The following is a 20270-nucleotide window of genomic DNA, read 5'->3' on the forward strand; positions in this document are numbered from 1 at the left end:
CAAATGTAACGTATGATACTCTTAACAACACCAGATTTAACCATAACGGCATGGGTACTTGCCTTAACTGCCGCATTTGTGATAGGAATTTCGAAAGCTGGGATTAAGGGAATCGCTATAATCAATGTTACTTTAATGGCATTGGCCTTTGGGGCCAAGGAATCGACTGGATTGATAGTACCCCTACTTGTTGTAGGTGATGCCTTTGCCGTGATTTATTACAACAGACATGCCCAGTGGAAGTATATAGTTGCCTTTTTACCTTGGATGATTCTTGGCATACTCATTGGCACAGCCGTAGGAAAGGATTTGCCGGAAACCACCTTTAAAATCAGCATGTCCGTTATAATTTTGGGAACGGTTATAATGATGTATTGGTGGGACAGAAAAAAATCCAAAAACGTACCTACCCATTGGGCATTTGCCGGTTTTATAGGAACCATGGCGGGTATTACCACCATGATAGGTAATTTGGCCGGAGCCTTTTCCAACATTTATTTTTTGGCCATGAGGCTGCCAAAGAACGAATTTATTGGAACCGCGGCCTGGCTCTTTTTTATAGTGAACATATTTAAACTGCCCTTTCATATTTTTATATGGAAGACCATTACTCCTGAGACCCTAATAATTAATCTAAAATTGGTTCCCGGAATAATTTTGGGAATTATTGTTGGCGTGCGCTTGGTAAAAATCATAAAAGAACAATTCTATCGTAAGATGATTTTGATCCTAACCGCTATTGGGGCCTTCCTAATTCTTTTCCGATAATAAGCAAAAAAAGCTGGTGCAATGCACCAGCTCTTCAACTAGACTAACTCAAACTAATACTAACTCAAACTTTTCGAAACAAAAATCGTATTAAAAACCCGTCTAGAAGTTAACTAAACTTCAAGCTAACATTACCAAAAATAAAAGCCTCTACCTCCAAAGGATAAGCGTATTTCCCAACACCCTAATTGTCCCCTAAATATTTTATGCATTTCCTGATAATTATCATATTCTAAGAACGCATTTCTCCTAAAATTTGTCGATTCATATTTGGACTTTACCATGATAAGTAGTTATCCCATAAATAGATAGCTCTGATTTATATTTTAGAAGTAACACCCTAAGGGTCCAACAAATAAAAATATTTAAACGTATGAAAAAACATAGCTTTCATATTCCGGTAATGGGAATCGGATTTACCATAGATACCCCCCTAAAAGTTTCCCACCTTGGCATAGATTCTGTTATTTCTTTGGTAGATGATATCCTGATTGAAAAATTAAGGAAAATGTACTGTGAAAAATTTGAACTACCATACCAGGAAATTTCAGATAAATTGGAAGATTTTAGGGCCAAAAGAATTACCAGTTATCTCAACTTGATCAATGATGCAGCACACAAAAAATTTGAGGACCTAAAAAATTCTGCGCATGAAATAAAGGAATATTTAGGCCTCCTGCCAAATGCTTCCCATCTAAAGGAAGAATTTGAAAAACTTACTTCAAACGATTTCAAATCTGCTGAAATTAAAAAATGGTTAAAGGAGAATTTGTCCATGGGCAGCATCGATGTCAATATTATGACCAAGGTGGACAAGGACAATTATACAAAAAATGACAAGCTGCCCACTGAATTTAATGATGCTCATGCAGCCTTGCGTGGATATGCTATGAGCGAACTATATTCCTCCGTTATTCTTTCTGCTGGGATGAACCCCCGACTTTATAGTTACCTGGAAAATTTCGATGATTTTTTCCCTGATGAAAACGGAAATATTAAAAAGAAGATAGTCTTAAAAGTCAGTGATTATAGATCTGCTTTGATCCAAGGCAAATTTTTGGCAAAGAAAGGAATTTGGGTATCAGAGTATAGGATAGAATCCGGGTTAAATTGTGGTGGGCATGCCTTTGCTACAGATGGTTATTTAATGGGCCCTATTATGGCCGAGTTCAGGGACAACAGACAAGCTTACATAGATGAAATCCACGACATTTTAATTCCGGCACTGGCCAACAAAGGCCGACAAGTACCCAAACAGAATCTATCCTTAAAAATCACCGCCCAGGGTGGTGTTGGTACTGCTGAGGAACACCAATTTCTTATGGATCATTACAAAGTGGATTCTGTAGGTTGGGGGACCCCATTTTTATTGGTTCCGGAGGCCACTACCGTAGACAAGTCCACCTTGGAGAAATTGGTCGCCGCAAAAGAAGAGGATTTGTACCTGAGCGATATATCCCCATTGGGAGTACCGTTCCACAACCTTCGTGGAAACACCAAGGATATGGAAAAACAAAAAAACATAGATAAGGATCGGCCAGGAAGCTCCTGTCCAAAGAAATTTGTAGCCTTAAACAAGGATTACTCTGACAAAGGGCTATGTACTGCCTCAAGGCAATACCAAAATTTAAAAATTAAGGAACTGGATGATCTGGATCTATCGGAAAAAGAATATACCGGAAGATTGAATAAAATAACAGAGAAATCATGTACCTGTGTAGGTTTAGGTACCTCTGCCTTATTGGCCTATGGCCTGGATACTAAAACAGAAGGATCAGGCGTATCTATCTGCCCCGGACCCAATATGGCTTATTATTCCAAAATAATGACATTAAAGGAAATGGTGGACCATATATACGGACGTGGCAATGTTATTGAGAGAACCGATAGACCCCATATGTTTGTTAAGGAATTGGGGATTTACCTTGATTATCTTAAAAATAAGATTGAGGAGTCCAGGGAATCCATGAATAAAAAACAGGAAAAATACCTGTTGACCTTTACCCATAATTTAAATGAGGGTATCACCTATTACCAACAATTATTTGGCAGCCTTAAAGGACAATTTGAAAACGTAAAGGACTCTGTTCTAACAGAATTGACACAAGGTTTAAAAACATTGGAAGGTTTTAAAATGGAGATAGAAACGCTTTCTTTATCGGAGGTGTAATCTTACTCTTTTAAAGATCAATCCGGCAGAGTCGTGAATTTTAATCGGAATATCAAAGGGCCTTCCTTTGCCGATTGTCCTTCATAGCTATAACCGTTACTTGGTCTTTGTTGAAAATATAATAAACAGTTGTATTTTTATGAATAACTGCTCGCCTTAAAAGTTTTTAACTTTTTGATTCAGGATATAATGTAGGGAAATTCGAAACCGTTAATTCAAATTGCCGAAGTAAACCTTCAAATTTGGCGACCTCCTTTACAGTGAACTTTTGAATCGGGCAATGTTTAATGGAAATGGCATTGTGCAATGACCTTTTTGTCCATTCAACCCTATAAGGTTTATCCATTGTTTAAACCTTCCCAGAATTCACTGGATTCCACACTTTCACCTTGCTGATAATCCTTGATGCCCCTTAGGATATTAATCCTATCCGTTTCTGTAAGTTCTTCCCACCAGTCTGCAGATTTGTCCTCACTAGACAATTTAACAGAATTAAGGAGACTTAAAATAGAATCATCGGTCAACGCTTGAATCCATCCTACAAGCTCTTTTTTGGTTTTGTTTAATTCTGCCGTGCCCATATAATCATTTTATAATAAAGTTACAAAAACTATGCAATTATGAATTAATTCAAATACCAATATTTTTTTCTCCGCGTTTGTGACCTAATTTATCCTTAATTTGAAATTTGATCTAAAAAGATAGTCCTATAATACCCATTTTTAACATTAATTAGTCTCAAATGTAGCGGTAGTTGACCAGTCGCTCCAATTTAAATTTTGATCCCGGTAACGGACCCTCCAGTAATAGGTAGTGTTGGGTTTTAACTTATTGGTTTTTTCATCGGTAAGGTCATCATCCTTTTGCCTATTTTCCTTGTAGTACCAATTTTCGAATTGTTTCCAGCTGTCAAAAATTGGCTTTTCAAAGTCGTTGCTCTCTGCAATCTGCCAATGGGAAGCCGCATGGAATGCATTGCTGAAGCTGCTATTAAAATCCCCGGCTTTTAGTGTAGTACCTGTAAAATCAACCGTTTCGTTATTGGGTGAGATAACACTGGGCGCTCCAGGCTTTCTTTCGTTTTTATAAATGACCAGACTGTCCCTAAGTTCATTTTTTCGCTCCAACTCTTCGTTCCCCTGACTAATTCTCTTAATGGTAAACTTAGGGTCTTCCGGACTGGCATCAACTTCCACCATCACAAAACCATACTCGTCCTGGGTTACCGTAAATTCATCGTAATCCCTGCCTTCAAATTCCCCCCAATTGTCAATGGCCCCTCCTGCAGAGGCAACATTGATCCATAAGTGTTTATGATCTTTGGAATGACCTCTGGAATAACCGTGGGTATGTCCAAAAAAGTGGATACTGGGCTTCCCTGTCTTAGTGGTAAAGGCTTCCAAAAGAGCTACCACCTTTCCTGTAAAATCCTCTTCTCCGGGAATCCAAAGTTCCGATTTGTGGGGATGGTGCAATTGAGCAAAAACAAAATCTACCTCATCGTTCTGTGCAGTTTCATCCAATAGCTTTTGCAACCACTCATACTGATCCCTACTGTTATTATAGCCATCGTTGGAATTGAGCCCTATAATCCTGGTATTGCCATAGTCCTTGAACCACCAGTGTTCCGCATAGGCCGGCGTGCCGTTTTCCGGCAGACTGAAATACTTAAAATAAAATACCGAATTTTTTTCGTGGTTCCCCAATACTGGGTAGACCGGCACCTCCGCAAATAATCTTTCAGCAGGATTAAAAAAATGATCTTTCCATTGATAATATTTGGTGCCATTCTCCACCAAATCACCAGGTATCATCACCATGGCCAAATTATTGGGAAGTTTGCCCCCGAACTCTTTTTCCAAATATTGCAATATGCCATCATTGACTACTTCCGAAAACTTATTGGGATTATTGTGGTCTATTTGCATATCGCTCATAGCCACAATTTTAAAGGACTCATGGTCACTGGCAAAGGGAGGGGTTTTAAATTGAAAAATGTCCGACACTATTTTTCCTGTTTTCACGCGATAGTAATATTCGGTAAAGCGCTTTAATCCTTCCAATTTAACTTCGTGAATTCTAGATTCACTAAAATTGATGTCAAAAGCAATACCCTTGGTCTTTTTGCCTAGTTTTGGCGTTGATCCCCATTCAACCATGCTTTCCTCACCCACCGATGTTTCCCACATAATTTTAATGGAATTGGGCTCTGCATCCTGAAGATAGGGTTGAATTAAAAATTCTTTCTTTGCATTTTGGGCACCTCCCAATACATGGAATGCCATGGCAAAAAACAATATTACTTTAATCTTCATGTCTAGATCTATGTATTTTTAATTACGAATGTACAATGGCCAAACTTTCATCCAGAATATTTAAGGCCGAATCCAGTTCTTTTCTACTTATGGTAAGTGCGGGTGACAATTGCAGAACGTTACCCGCAGAAACCTTAAAGCTAAGGCCTCGTTTTAAACATTCGTACATGACCACCTCCGCCTCATCTATCGCCTTTTCCTTGGTTTTCTTGTCCTTCACCAATTCTACACCCCACAACAATCCCATACCCCTGACATCACCAATAAGGGGATATTTTAACTGTAATGCGCCCAGTGACGTTTTAAGGTATTTTTCATCTGCCTTGACCTTGTCCAATATTTTTTCATTTTCCAAAAAGGCAATGGTACCAAGTCCTGCTACGGCACCTAACGGACTTTTTTCATGGGTATAGTGTCCCAGCGAGATATCCCCGAACTTGTTGTATTCGTCCCTAGTGATAATTGCAGCCTGAGGAAATATTCCACCCCCCAATCCCTTTCCAATACACAATATATCCGGTTCTATTCCATAATGTTCAAAAACAAACATCTTACCTGTTCTGCCAAGAGCTATTGGAATTTCATCCAAAATAAGTAATACCCCATATTTGGTGCAAAGCTCCCTGGCCTTCTTCCAAAATGCTTTGGAGGGCAATTGAACATCCGTATTCCTAATAGTTTCGGCAATAAAAGCCCCAATATCGCCTTCCTTGGAAAACACATATTCCAAATATTCCAAACATTTATCCTCATTGTCTTCAAAAATTCCACGGTAGGTAACAGGTGGTGGAATACGCTCCACTCCTGGCATTAATGGCCCCATGGACTCCCTAAAAACGGCTTCCCCACCCACGCTGATGGCATCCAAGGAAGCCCCGTGAAAAGAATCCCAAAAAGAAACCACCTTAAATCTGCCCGTGACGGCCCTCGATAATTTTAGGGCAATTCCTATGGAAGAACTTCCATTAGGAGTCAAGAGCACCCTGTTAAGATCGGATGGCATCAAAGAGGCCAATTTTTCAGCAAAATCAATGGCAGGAATGTTGGTATAACGTCTTGGGGAAAAAGGCAAAACTTTTAATTGCTCAATAATTTTTTCAATTAGATTTGGATTGGCGTAGCCAACTTGGTGCACATTATTGCCATGGAAATCCAGGTATTTTTTTCCTGATATGTTCTCAATATAGGGTCCCTCACAACTTTGTAAAACATCCAGACAAGGAGTGGACATGGATTGATGAAGGAAATATCTGGCATCCCGTTCCAAAATTTGTTTGGTTTCCTCGCTAATCTCAGAGTCCATCCAAGCAGCACGTGCCGGAGTAAAATTAATATCTCCTTCGGTCTTTTTGTTCTGGGCACCAATACCTGAATTATCTTGCTTCATAAGGTCCGTATTTTGCTATTATTTCTCGTTCTTTTGTGTTTTCGTTCAGGATATAGATATCATATTGACTTCCTTGGTTATACACCCGGACCACAATATGACCGTTCTGACTTTTATATTGATCCAACCTATCGCCTATCACATCTTTAAGAGGTTGTAACATAACCGTTGAAAACAAATCCCGCTCTCCAGGATATAAGGACTTGGAAGTTATTCTTCGTAGCACTTCCTCCCCTGGGTGGTCCGATGACCAATTTTGTTGGATCCATACCCTTGGTCTAAGTGTTCTTACAAAGAATACATTTTGGGAATCCCTGTTGCCATGATGGTTCAAGGTGGCAACATCCACAGGACCAATCACTGGTGCCACGTGCGATTCCAAGGAATTTAAGTCCATTTGTCCCAAGGTATCGATACCACTAATATCTCCTCCGGTAAAATAATCGAACCGGCCATAGGTAATTTTTAGACATGTGCTTAAAGGATTTTCACCGGGATAATCCCCTTTGGTAAAGAAAGAATAATAATCCTCGTTTTCACCAGTCCATATATCGCCATTAACAGCAATATTACGAATTTCAAAATGGGGATATTTATTGGGGGATTGTTTTAGATGGATTTGATTTATAGCCCCAGGCTTTAAGGCTTCGTAAATCATCCCATCTTCCTTGATGTGATAATCCATATAATTCCAATACTCCTGCAATGTTTCTATAATACTATAAGAATCGTTCGCTTTTATTTTCTTTTGTACTGCTGTATTCTTTAAATCGATTGGATAATTACTTCCGCGGTCCAAATGGGTTTTAATAGGCAATAAACTCCCTACTTCCATCATTCCTGTTAAGCCATACTTTCCTTTTGGGTGTCGTTTCCTTTTAACATCCATCTCCCCGAAATGATCGTCATGGTAATGTGTAATTAGTCCGTAATCCAGTTGCAAGGTTTTATTTTTTGGAAAAAACTGATGAATATAATCCACAATCCATTGGGGCGCAGTTTTGGAATTATCGGGTTTTTGTACTGCATTTCTGGCAGATAATGTTCTAGGATGGGTTTCGGACATGTCACCTGCATCCACCAAGAGCGTGGTCGCATCTGGAAAAACAAAAAAAGCGGCATCCCCCCTACCTGTATTTATATGATGAATATCCAACATCCCCTCTTCCCACGCGGGTAATTGCCCTCCTTTGTCTTGGGCCGTTACCAGCATCATGGACAAAAGAAGAAATATGAACTTCATTGATAAACCTTTTACCGTTATTTCCAATTACTTTAATATTGATGTAGATAGCACTTGTTTAGGAATGGTCTTAGTTTGATAATCCACGTTCAACCAACCACTACCACCTCCATTAAACCATACCACTTGCAAAGGGTAGGTTCCCGGCTTTAAGGAAATACTGCCATTCTTTTCAATCACCCCATGATCTCCATCATTATCCACTACCAATTCATTATTTACCCACAATTTACTACCATCGTCAGAATTGGTATAAAAGGTAAATCTATCCTCCTTTTCGACCTGAATGGTGGTGCTGAATCTTACCACTGTGTTGCTTCTAATTTCTTCCTTTACCTCGTCAGAAGTAATTTCAAAACAAGTTCCCTTGGCATCCGGTTTTCTATTTTCCAGACTGGGAATGCTGGTCAAGTTTTCCAAATAAAAAACCTCATAAGAAATGGGAGGGGCCATTGTCTTGTTTTTTATTCTAAAAAAGGCCTCCGATACCGTACTGGCAATTTTTCCATTTCTAAAAATAGCACTTTTAACAACAACATTTTCTGTTGTCTCGACCGGGTCGGTATATAAAGTGGAATTTGCAGTGGGCATGGAACCATCCAAGGTATACCTTATCTCACCAGTACCGTTTGTGTTTTCCATAATAATGGTCGCGGTGTCATCAAATAGGCCCCCAGCCTTTTTATTGAGTTTGGCAACAGGTAGAATAGCCGGTTGCTCAACCCTTATCGTAGTGGGATAATCATCGTTAAGATCAAAGCCTTCAAAAGCATTTTTTACTGGTTTGCCAATCCAGGCCATAGGTGTTTTTATTCCCAAAGCAAAAGCGACCGTTGCCGCATTGTCATATTGATAAACTGGATATTTAAGCACATGGTTCTTCTTGACCGATTTTCCCCAAAGGATAAAAGGAATTTCTATTTCCTGTAAAGATTCACCTCCATGACCTTTTCCCAGTCCACCATGATCTGCGCTTATGATAACCAATGTTTCATCGGCCATTCCAGATGCCTTGATAGCTGCCATTACTTCTGCCAGCATGGCGTCCGCCTTTTCCACGGATTTATAGTATTCAGGGCTCCCGTGACCGTATTCGTGTCCACCATGATCTACATGGTCAAAATGGATAAAAGTGAAGGTGGGCTTTTTTTCTTTTATATAAGCACTGGCCAAGGCTGCCGTTTGGTCTTCGGACTCTGGATTTATATCATAGTCCACGGCCCCTTTTTCAAACAGTCTTCCAAATCCCGACCAATGATAAATTGCTCCTATTTCCGCACTTTCCTTTTGGTCATCTATCAATTGAAAGATGCTTGGAAAAAGAAAATCCTCACTTTGCGTAATCGTGGGCAATACAAAATTGTTTTTCTCCCAGCTGTTGGAAGTAATACCATGTTGCTCAGGACCGGCACCCATAATCATGGAAGCCCAGTTGGTACTGGAACTTGTAGGCAGAACCGCCCTGGCATGCATACTGGCAGCCCCTTCACTTATAATCTTATCAAAGGTTGGGGTTGTTGCATTTTTTAATCCATTGGGACTTAATCCATCAAAACCAATAACCACCACATGCTTTACTATGGGAGAATTTTCATGATTTTTTTTGGCACAGGACCAAAATGAACCGAAAATAATTATCAATGCAATTATTTTAAGCAATAATTCTTTAGCGAAAACTTTTTGCAAGATGCCCGAAATAGCCGAAAACAAGGTGCTTTTAAGTACAAAATTGGCTTTGCTCATTTAGATTGGTTTTAATTTTTGATTAATGAAGAAGTGTAAATATCATGTGACTAAGTTAAGTTAAATAGTTAATAATATTAAATTTTTGTAACTATAACTACAATTTCTATTTAAAAATTTATAATTGCCAATGCCATAGAAAGTATACTCCCTCCCTATACACTTACAGCTGCTTAGTTAACTAAAAAGGCAAGGCCATAGCGGTTTTCCACTATGGCCTTGGACAAAATATATATGGGCTTGGGTTTTGTTTTGCCAATCAATATCGGCAATATGCCCCCAAAACCTATTTGGTGCCGAAAATTATTCCAACCACCAGGTTATTTCACGAATCTTATCGTTCCCAGCTCCAAACTGACTTTCAATGGCTGTAGCTACATTTGCAGTATTGTTGTTGTACTCGGAATTAGGGTAGATCCATCGGGTTGGAGGGGTGGCTCCCGGTAATTGTGCGAATGCAGGGTAACCTGTCCTTAAGTGATCAAAATATGCCCTCCAGCCCGTTTGCAAAAAGGAAGTAAAATATTTCTGGGTCAGAATGAGCTCCATTTTCTCCTCAGTGGCCAAGCTATTATCAAACACCACCTCTGCCCCCAAAAGATAGTTGTCGGCATCCGAAGGCTCTACATAGGTTTCAAAATTCTTGGCATAGGTATTATAAAATTCGAAAGATGATTTTACCGCATTTTCATAATGTTCCTTGGCATCGGTAGCGATCCACCCACGAACGGATGCTTCGGCCAATATAAACTCCAGTTCCCAATATCCCATTAAGTTGTGCGGCTCGGTAGTAGGGTCCGTGGTATATCTCAGGTTTACCTTGGAGACATCGCCTGCGGCCGCCTTGTCGTTTACCTCTGCATAAGGTGCCAAGGGATCCCCTCCCTCGTAGGCCATAAAATCATCAATGGCCAATCCTGCCTCCTTGGCATTTTTGGTCTGTCCGCAATAAATGAACAGCCTAGGGTCCTGTCTGTCCTGGAGCATTTCGATAAAGGTAGAGGACATGTACATTCCCGATCCATAACCACTGGAGTTGAATTCCGTATACCTACTCCCTTCCTCGTCCAAAAAGACCAACTGGCCATTGTCCTCGTTAGATTCCATTATGGGCCCATTATTGTATATACCGGCAAAGGAACTTATTAGGTTCAAATCCGCGTCGCCCACCTTTTTGGAAAGGGTCATAAGGACCTTTAGCCTAAAGGAATTGACCAATTTTTGCCATTTGGTGGTATTCCCGCCAAAAATAATATCCCCGGCAATAATATTGGTATTCCCCTCCAAAAGATCATTGGCTTCCGACAGTTCCTTTAATATCCCGACAAAAACTTCTTTTTGGGTATCATACTTGGGCAGATACTGCTCCCCGGTCTCCCCTTTAAGGGCTTCGCTATAGGGAATATCGCCAAATGTAAGGGTCAGGTTATAGAAGTAGTATGCCCTGAAAAATTTGGCCAAGGCCATATATTCATCGCTTTCTATACGCTCTGCCTCCTCCATCATTTTGGTGACCTCCCCCAACATATTATAGTCGTCAAAGCTGGCACGGTCCCAGTTGTAATATTGGCCACTGTTCTCCCCATCGGTCTGCACCAAAATACGGGATGCGTACAAGGCCCCGGTACCATCCACCTCAAAGGCATTGCTTGCTATATTGGTCAATAACAATTGCGGGTGCGTTTCACTGACATTATTAGGGTTGTCGTTCAATTCTGTCAGATCTTGACAGCCAGTAAGAGCCATCAATACTGTTAATCCGAATAAAATTCCTATTTTTTTCATTGTGTGTCTTTTACTAAAATTTAACATTAACGCCTATACCGATGTACCTAGTGGAAGGATCCTGTAAATTATTGTCGTTCCCAAAATCCGGATCAATGATATCTGCCTTCTTCCATACCAATAGGTTATAGCCGCTAAGGGTTACATCAAGATTCTTAACGCCGTTGATATTGGTCAGTTCGGTGAGATCATATTTAAAGGAAAGGGTCCTTAACTTAAAGAAGCTCCGATCGAAAATATTGGCAAACTTCTCGTTTTCCTTGTAGGTCACGGCAGCCCTGTACGGGTAGTTCTGTGACCAGGTCTGCCAGCTCACCGCAGTGGTATTCTGGGTGTAGGTCCTGGTATCGGAAATAACATCCCCATTTACGTCCTGCACCAGGTCGCCGCCCGTAACCTGTACCCCGTCCGGTACATATACCGGTACTCCGGCCGCGTATTCCGCATCCCTATATTCGGTAGAATTGGGGTGCTTACCGCCCCACCACATCTTCTCAACGGTCAGGGAACGGATCAGACCGCCCCATCCGCCGTCTATACCAACATTCACGGTCAGGTTCTTATACTTAAAACTATTCTGAAGCCCTAGGGTCCAATCCTGATCGTTATGTCCCAAAAGTTGTGGGAAATTATCCCTGATAGGCAATCCATTGGTACCCAGGATCAGATCCCCGTCCGCAGACTTCTGCCACACCGTTGCATAGTAGCTGTCCGCCCTATCGTTCAGCCTTAGATTGTTATAAGTGGTATTGTCCCCATATATTTCCGTGATTTTCTGGACCTTTCTGCTCCAGTTCGCGGTAACGTTCCAACTAAAGTCCTCCGTAAGGATCGGTTTGGCATTGAGCACCACTTCCAGACCATTGGTAGTATATTCGTTGCCATTTACCTTTCTGTTCTCAAATCCCGATGTGTTCGAGATTGGCAGATCAATGATCTGGTTGCTGTCCACCACATTGTAATAGGTAAGGTCCAGGGCAACCCTGTTCTTTAAAAAGGCAGAACTTAGACCAAGCTCGAACGAATCGGAACTTTCGGGCTCTATATTGGAATTTACAAGGCCATTGGGGTACTGCAATTTTATATTCCCTCCAAAAACACCGCTATTGGTGTAATAGGATTCCGTGCTATAAGGGTTCAGGTCACTGGAAACCTGTGCCCATGACCCATAGAGCTTTAAATAGTCCACGGCCTCCGGCATGGTTACAAAATTGGACACCACCGTACTCAAGGAAACCGATGGGTAGAAGTAAGAACGGTTTTCCTTGGGCAATGTAGAGGACCAGTCGTTCCTGGCAGCAGCGGTCAAAAACACCGCATCGTAAAGATCCACTCCCAAAGTGGCATAGACACTATTGGTCGCCCTTTCCTCGACATAAGTAGTTGCGGCCACATTGCCACTGGTATTGTTAAGGCTGTACACAAAAGGGACCACTAGTCCGTCAGTGGAGTTGTACTCCTGCTGGTATTTTCTATAAAAGGTAGAGGCACCGGCGTTCACGTCGAAGGAGATATCCTCGGTCAAAGATCTGGTATAGGAGGCCAAAATATCGTAGTCTACGGTCAACCTTTTGGAGTTCCACGTCTTATAGTCCCCTTCCCTGGCATCGCCGTAATTCAAATAGGTCTTGGGGCTCTGTCTGTCCTCAAAAATATCCTGCACCACGGCCGAGCCCCTTCCCTGAAGGTTAAGGCCTTCGGCTATATTGTACTTAAGTACCATCTGGGCATTGATCAGATCGGCATCGTATTTCTGGTTCAGTTCATTGGCCGCAAAATAAACGTTGTTGTACCAGGCATAGTTAAAATTGGCCTGCCTATAGCCTTCCTGTCCGGGAACGTACATATGTTCCTGAAGTTCCTTGCCATTGACATCGTCCCCCATCCAAATTAGAATGGTATACATGTGGTTCTTTGGTCCGTAACCATGCCTTGGGTAGTTGGGGGAATACACCTTGTTATAGGATAATTTACTGTCCAAGGTAAGTGATTTGGAAAGGTTGGTGGTAGATTTAAAAGTCAGGCCCCCTGTCTTAAGGCCCGAATTGGGGACCCTATCCTTTTGGTCGGAATAATTTCCCGACAAACGGAACGACCCTTTTTCGGATTTGCTCGATATGGAAAAATCCGTACTGGAAATATACCCGGTCCCCATGAAATCCTTTAGGTTATTGTGATATTCCCAAGGCGTCGGCACCCTGGAATAACGGGATTTATCGTCATATTGGGTGCCATAGACATCCCCCCACCAAGGAATGGTTTCCCCGGTAACGTTATCCAATATCGGGCTGTTCCATTGGGAGACCATAACCCCAGGCTCAAACTTGGGACCCCAGATCATATCCCCATCGGAAATACCTCCGTCCTTACCGTCCCAGAATTCATATTTTCCATTGGATCCGTTACCATATTCCGTTTGGGTTTCCGGAAAAACAGTGAAGCCTGCGGATACCATTGTATTATGGGAAACCGAAATTTCCAAACCGTCTACATTGGCGTTCTTGGTCGTGATCAATATGGCACCGTTCCTTCCCCTGGACCCATAAAGTGCAGAAGCCGTTGTTCCTTTCAGGACGTTTACATTGGCGATGTTGTTGGCGGAAACATCATAAAAATCGGTCTCGACAGGTATCCCGTCAATTACGATCAGGGGCGATTTGCCCCTTAGGGAAAACGAGGGCTTTTGAAATAGTCCAGTGGGATTGCTTACGCTGAGTCCCGCTACCTGACCGGTAAATAGATTCCCCACATTGGGGGCATTTATTTCCTCTATGATCTCCACATCCATTTTCTGGGTGGCATAACCGATCTTCTTCTCCGCCCTGGTAATACCCAAAGCCGTTACAACCACCTCATTTAATTTTTCCGAATCGGGAAGAAGTACTATTTCCGCTGATGTTTTACCAGAGGTGGCAAGTTCAGTTGGTATATATCCTATATAGGAAACGAGGAGAATATCGCTTACCGAATTCAACTCAATTTGAAAATTTCCGTCAAAATCGGTAGCCACACCCTTGGAACTACCTTTAATGACTACTGACGCCCCTGGTAAAGGCGCATTGTTTTCATCCAAAACCTTTCCCGTAAATATTCCCTGGGAATGGCCCATGATACATGCAAAAAAGGCAAATACCATAACAATACTTGTTTTGTTCATTCTGTTTAGTTTGTGATTTTTTTAATTATTTAGTGAGCGCAAATATCCTAGGCATAGGTTAACTAAACCCTCAATTAATATTAAAAGATTGCAATGAAATGGGCTTAATTGTTAAAACAACGTTAACAGCGAAAATTGGACAAGAAACCAACAAAATAGTACTTAAGACCCGCCTAAGAAAAGTGCACCTCTAGAAGAAATGTGAAGAGTGATGCGGAATAAACTGGAGAAAAATTACACTTCGGCCAATTGTATTTCCGACTTTTCCACTAATAAATTCTTTCTGTATTTCCTTTTGAAGTAGAAAAGTGAAACTAGAGTAATAATAGTCCCCAAAACAGCGATTAAATAAGTGCTGGCCATAAAGAAATTGAGCCAAGAAAGCTTGCTATGACCAAAATTCTTATAAAGAAGTACTCCCATGCTACCTAAATAACCAAAGGCATCTGCAATATATATAAGGTAACCAGCATTTCCCTTTATCCGAAAAGTGGCAATCATACGATCGAAAAAAATACAGTTAAAAGGTACATAACATATATAGAGCCCAAAGCCTACACTGATCATCCAAAGAATAGGTGAAATTAAGGCCATTTGAAACAACAGGGTAGAAAGACCAATGGCAATAGTACCAAAAAGCAATAGGTAGTGATAGGAAACAAAGGCCTTATAATTATTTTTGATCACTCCTAAAAAACCTATGATCACCAATACCAGTATAGCTATAGGCAGTTCGGATATGGTATATATGGCAGCATCTCCCTGGAAACCTAAGGCATCCCAAATTTCCCTAGAAAAATTATCCCTGAAATCGCGCAATGCCGTTAAGAAAGTGTAGAAAAAAACCAAAATTATAATTGGAAACAGGAAGGCAAGAAAAACCCTTTTTCTATCCTTTCCTGTCATTGGTTTCCGTTCTGTTCTAAGTTCCTTATCCTCCTCCGTAGGTTGGGGCATTTTATTCAACAACCAAGCAAAAAATACAAAAGGGGCTAAAAAAACCCCACCGGTAACGGAAGGCATCCAAAATTGGGATACCTGCCAATTTTCCATAACCAAAAGACCAACCGATTTTACCGCGCCACTGGATACTATAAAGCTGGAACATAAAGCCACACCTAAAAATTCAGTAAACTTTCTACCTTCCAAATATGAAAAAACAATTCCCCATACCATCCCTAAAGGAAGGCCATTTAAGAACATGAATACTATATTATAAGGAGACGGAGTTATGGCGAACAATAGTAGACTTGCCTCGGCAGCAAGAATTAGTCCCAGGAGATAATATATTCTCTTGTTGGGCTGAAGCTCTGAAATTACTTTAATCCCTATAAATTTAGATAGCATATACCCAAGTACCTGCGCAATTATCAGAATTATCTTGTAATCTACCCCCGCAAACGAAAGGTCTTCAAATGTAGCTACAGTAAAGGGCTTGCGAAAAGCATACATGCAGAAATAAGTGCCAAAGGAGGCAAATGCCCCATATAGCAAAAACGAAATATCTTTTTTTACTAACTTCAAAAGTGTTGGTAGTTTGGTCTAAAATTTCTCAAAAGATAAATATTAAAAGACAATATTCGCCCCTTTTTAAGTTGAAATGAATTTTTTAAAGTTATTAGAGCATTATGTAAAGATTAAAATAATAAACCACGGCATATTTTGTCAATTTTCAGGAAAGGCTCGGCCTCGGGTCATGAAATATCGGCATTTCTCAATCTAAGGGCATTGGCGATTACGGAAACCGAGCTAAAACTCATGGCCAAAGCTGCAATCATGGGTGATAAAAGTAGCCCAAAAAATGGATATAGAACACCAGCAGCAATAGGTACGCCAAGCGTATTATACACAAGTGCAAAAAATAGGTTTTGCTTAATATTTCCCATCACTTTTACACTTAGGTTCCTCGCTTTTACAATTCCTTGTAAATCTCCTTTTACCAAAGTGATCGAGGCACTTTCAATAGCCACATCGGTGCCTGTTCCCATGGCAATACCAACCTCACTCTTTGCCAAGGCAGGTGCATCATTGATGCCATCTCCTGCAACCGCAACTTTTTTGCCCTGTTTTTGTAAGCTTTCCACTTCATTTAACTTATCCTGAGGTAGCATCCCAGCTTTAAAATCGGTAAGATCAAGTTCCTCCGCCACAGCCTTTGCAGTATCATAGTTATCCCCTGTCAACATCATTACCGATATTCCCAAGGATTGCAATTCTGCAATCGCCTTTTTGCTGGTTTCTTTTATTTTATCTGTAATTACAACAAATCCAACCGCTGTACTATCTACAGAAATCATGGAAACCGTTTTACCAAGTTGCTGTTGCATTTTTACCTTATTGATTAACTCTTCCGACATTGTGGCTTTGACTTCCTCCATCATGCTATCATTCCCCAATGCCAACTTTTTCCCATTGACAATTCCTGTTACGCCTTTCCCTGTGACCGAATTAAATTCTGACACCTTCAATATTTCCGCTCCTTGTTCCTTCCCGTATGCAACCGTCGCCTCCGCCAACGGATGTTTGCTCATTTGATTGAGCGATACAATATATTGCAACACTTTTTCCTCAGGGTATTCACCCGAGGTAACCACTACTTTTTCCACAGATGGTTTTCCTGCTGTAATTGTTCCGGTCTTATCAATAATTAGAGTGTCAATTTTATTCATTTTCTCCAAGGCCTCCGCATTTTTGACCAATACCCCGGATTGCGCCCCTTTCCCTATTCCTACCATAACAGACATTGGTGTGGCCAAGCCCAAGGCACAAGGACATGCTATGATCAATACGGCAATAGCATTTACCAAGGCATAGACATATTTGGGTTCTGGACCAAAAATAGCCCAAACGATGAAAGTAATAACTGAAACCAATACCACAACGGGAACAAAATATCCTGAAATCCTATCCGCCAATTTCTGAATTGGAGCCTGACTTCGACTGGCCTTATTGACCATGTCTATAATTTGTGCCAACAAAGTGTCCGAACCCACTTTTTCTGCCTTCATCACAAAGGATTGGTTTCCATTTATAGTTCCGGAACTAACATGGTCACCTTCTTTTTTGTCTACTGGAATGGGTTCTCCGGTAATCATGGACTCGTCCACTGAGCTCATGCCCTCATGGATGACCCCATCAACAGGAATTTTATCCCCCGGCTTAACCCTGAGTAAATCCCCTATTTTAATTTTATCGATGGCAATGACCTCTTCCTTCCCATCTACCAGTTTGATAGCCTTATTGGGCGCCAATTTTAACAGCTCTTTCACCGCATTGTTGGTCTTACTATGGGCCCGGGCCTCTAAAAGCTGTCCCAACAAAACCAGGGTCAATATTACCGTAGCGGCTTCAAAATAAACGTGTACAGTACCGTGATGGGTTTTAAATTGGGAAGGGAAAATATCGGGAAAAAGCATCCCGAACACACTAAATAGCCAAGCAACCCCAGATCCTATACCAATAAGGGTAAACATATTTAAATTCCATGTCTTTATTGAGCGATATGCCCTTTCAAAAAACATCCAAGTAGCATAAAATACCACAGGAAGGGAAAGTCCAAACTGGATCCAATTCCAATATTTCATTTCCAAAAGAGTATACAACGGGTTATTGGGTACCATCTCGGACATAGCAATAAGAAAAATGGGGAGCGTAAAGGCAAGGGCTATCCAAAATTTCTTCAATAATTTATTATAGTTTTTTTCCTCTGCCGAAATATCTGCCTTTAATGGCACCAGGTCCATTCCACAGATCGGACAGGAACCTGGTTCATCCTGGATAACCTCAGGGTGCATGGGACAGGTATATTGGGTATCACCCCCAATATTCGCCTTTACCTCTTCCACCAGATCCATTCCACAAACCGGACAATCCCCCGGTTGATCATAGGTCTTATCCCCCTCACAATGCATAGGGCAATAAAAGGTCCCTGTACCCTTACCATTGGGCTTTTGTTTCTTAGGTAGATGATGCTCGTGTTCCTCCCCTGGCATAGAAATGCCATAGGCGCCGCCATCATCTTCAAGGGCCTTTTTGAAAGTAGATAGAGGTATATGCCCGTCCATGTCAATTACAGCTTCGGCTTTTTCCAAATTTACCGTTGCCTGGGTAACGCCTTCCACTGCATTTAAGGTGTTCTCTACATGCGACCTACATCCATTGCAGGTCATACCGTGTATCTTATAGGTGTGTCTCATATCCAAGCATTTTTAATTCGTAAGTAAAAATAGTCATATTGACACGGAACACTTTTTACAATTATGGAGAATCCTTACATAATTTTGTCCAGCGGTTTTCTATCCCATTGTTGTAACTTTTTATACTCTCCCATAGACATGCCTGTGACCGACTTAAACTGCGAGGCCAAATGGCTACTGTTCCTATAATTTAAGGTATACCCAATTTCAGAAAAATTGAGTTCGTTCATCTGGATGAGTTCCTTTGCCCTTTCAATTTTAAGATCGATGTAGTATTTCTCAATGGTTACACCTTCCTTTTTACTGAACATTTTACTTAGGATGGAGTAATTTTTATTTAATTTTTTGGACAAGTAGGTGGACATGTTCCCTGCTATATCATTTTCTCCATTATTGATCGTATTAATTAATTCGATTTTAATGTTTTCAATGATCATATCTGATGTATCCTTAACCAATTCGAAGCCGTTATTTTTCAATATGCCTTCTATTATTTCTTCCTCATTATCCGCATTTTCCTCATAAACGATCTCTCCTAATTTTATTGATACCATGGCAATCCCAAGCTTGGAAAACTCCTGTGCCAAAAGGGTTTTACATCTATCACAAACCATATTTTTGATTAGGAGTTTTTTCATCTGTTAAAGATTTTAAATTTGGGTTTAGCCCAACCTTTTGGTTGCGGACCTTACCACAAAACTATCATAAATAAACATAACAATATTCCCCTTCCAAAGCTGGGAAGGGGAATTCATAAGCATCCATAGAGCGTTGGCTACAAAAGGAAATCACTTCCGGCTCCTACATGCAAATCCAGCAGTTGTTGACCAGCGTCCACGGCGGTTTACTTTTTGAAGGTAGAAAAGAGGTAATACAGAATATTCGACATCAAATTCAATCTGGCATTACTTCTACGATCATTTCGATCTCTACGGCGATATTTCCTGGAAGTGATCCCATACCTACAGCAGCACGGGCATGTTTTCCCCTTTCTCCAAATACGGCCACCATTAGATCTGAATATCCATTGATCACTTTGGGATGATCGGGAAAATCCGGCCCTGCATTTACCATACCTAAGACCTTGACCACCCTTACTACCTTATTTAAATTTCCCAATTCCGATTTTAAGACAGATAATTGATTAATCCCAGTAATTCGGGCGGCCTCATAACCCTCCTCTATGGTTAAATCTGTCCCGACCTTGCCCTCAATATTTTCCCCATTACTCTGGAGTGGCCCTTTTCCCGAAAGAAAAATTAGATTTCCAGAACGAACGGCATTTACATAATTGGCTACCGGAGCACTGGCTTCCATTAAAGTTATACCCAGTTCCTTAAGTTTTTTCTCTGGGTCATAGTCCGCTGGAATTACTGGTGTTTCCTTTTCAACAGATGGCGCTACATCTTCCTTTTTTGTGTTGCAGGAAATGGTCATTATGATCATTAAAGGGACTAAAAAATACTTGAAATTCATACGCTTGCTTTTAAATCTAATTTATGGTTA

Annotated in this window: 13 protein-coding genes; 2 read left to right on the plus strand and 11 right to left on the minus strand. The window is 40.9% G+C overall.

What is annotated here, in order from left to right:
• The first annotated feature begins 12 nt into the window (after positions 1–12).
• A complete protein-coding gene (locus MWU82_RS02925) occupies positions 13–768 on the plus strand; it encodes a sulfite exporter TauE/SafE family protein (protein WP_247095159.1) in 756 nt (251 codons plus the stop codon).
• Positions 769–1141: 373 nt separating this feature from the next.
• Positions 1142–2938 carry a hypothetical protein gene (locus MWU82_RS02930; protein WP_247095160.1) on the plus strand — a complete coding sequence of 599 codons (1797 nt, stop codon included), beginning with the start codon at positions 1142–1144 and terminating at the stop codon, positions 2936–2938.
• A 338-nt stretch (positions 2939–3276) separates the two neighbouring features.
• On the opposite strand, the gene MWU82_RS02935 is transcribed toward MWU82_RS02930, so the two are convergent.
• From MWU82_RS02935 to MWU82_RS02985, 11 genes are all read right to left on the minus strand, one after another.
• Entirely contained in the window at positions 3277–3519 is a 243-nt protein-coding gene (locus MWU82_RS02935; protein WP_215949349.1) for a hypothetical protein, read from the minus strand.
• A 147-nt stretch (positions 3520–3666) separates the two neighbouring features.
• Positions 3667–5253 (minus strand): fibronectin type III domain-containing protein, encoded by a 1587-nt coding sequence (locus tag MWU82_RS02940; protein WP_247095161.1) that lies wholly within the window; start codon positions 5251–5253, stop codon positions 3667–3669.
• Positions 5254–5275: 22 nt separating this feature from the next.
• Positions 5276–6640, minus strand: coding sequence for an aspartate aminotransferase family protein (locus tag MWU82_RS02945; protein ID WP_215949347.1), 1365 nt, complete (start codon positions 6638–6640; stop codon positions 5276–5278).
• Entirely contained in the window at positions 6627–7883 is a 1257-nt protein-coding gene (locus tag MWU82_RS02950) for a hypothetical protein (RefSeq protein WP_247095162.1), read from the minus strand. Before MWU82_RS02950 ends, MWU82_RS02945 begins: the two co-directional genes overlap by 14 nt.
• Before the next feature lie 27 nt (positions 7884–7910).
• On the minus strand, positions 7911–9626 hold the full coding sequence (locus tag MWU82_RS02955; protein WP_215949345.1) for an alkaline phosphatase family protein: 1716 nt from the start codon (positions 9624–9626) through the stop codon (positions 7911–7913).
• A gap of 303 nt (positions 9627–9929) precedes the next feature.
• Positions 9930–11411: a SusD/RagB family nutrient-binding outer membrane lipoprotein gene (locus MWU82_RS02960; RefSeq protein WP_215949344.1), complete on the minus strand. Its 1482-nt coding sequence runs from the start codon at positions 11409–11411 to the stop codon at positions 9930–9932.
• A 13-nt stretch (positions 11412–11424) separates the two neighbouring features.
• Positions 11425–14568 (minus strand): SusC/RagA family TonB-linked outer membrane protein, encoded by a 3144-nt coding sequence (locus tag MWU82_RS02965; protein WP_215949343.1) that lies wholly within the window; start codon positions 14566–14568, stop codon positions 11425–11427.
• Positions 14569–14802: 234 nt separating this feature from the next.
• Positions 14803–16092, minus strand: coding sequence for a DUF5690 family protein (locus tag MWU82_RS02970; protein WP_215949342.1), 1290 nt, complete (start codon positions 16090–16092; stop codon positions 14803–14805).
• A gap of 170 nt (positions 16093–16262) precedes the next feature.
• The gene (locus MWU82_RS02975) at positions 16263–18764 is read right to left on the minus strand and encodes a heavy metal translocating P-type ATPase (protein ID WP_247095163.1); all 2502 of its coding nucleotides are present in this window, start codon (positions 18762–18764) and stop codon (positions 16263–16265) included.
• Between the two features lie 74 nt (positions 18765–18838).
• The gene (locus tag MWU82_RS02980) at positions 18839–19402 is read right to left on the minus strand and encodes a helix-turn-helix domain-containing protein (protein ID WP_247095164.1); all 564 of its coding nucleotides are present in this window, start codon (positions 19400–19402) and stop codon (positions 18839–18841) included.
• A gap of 256 nt (positions 19403–19658) precedes the next feature.
• Positions 19659–20240 carry a RidA family protein gene (locus MWU82_RS02985; RefSeq protein ID WP_215949339.1) on the minus strand — a complete coding sequence of 194 codons (582 nt, stop codon included), beginning with the start codon at positions 20238–20240 and terminating at the stop codon, positions 19659–19661.
• Positions 20241–20270: the final 30 nt, after the last annotated feature.

This window comes from Arenibacter sp. S6351L (assembly GCF_023016025.1).
Lineage (GTDB): Bacteria > Bacteroidota > Bacteroidia > Flavobacteriales > Flavobacteriaceae > Arenibacter > Arenibacter algicola_B.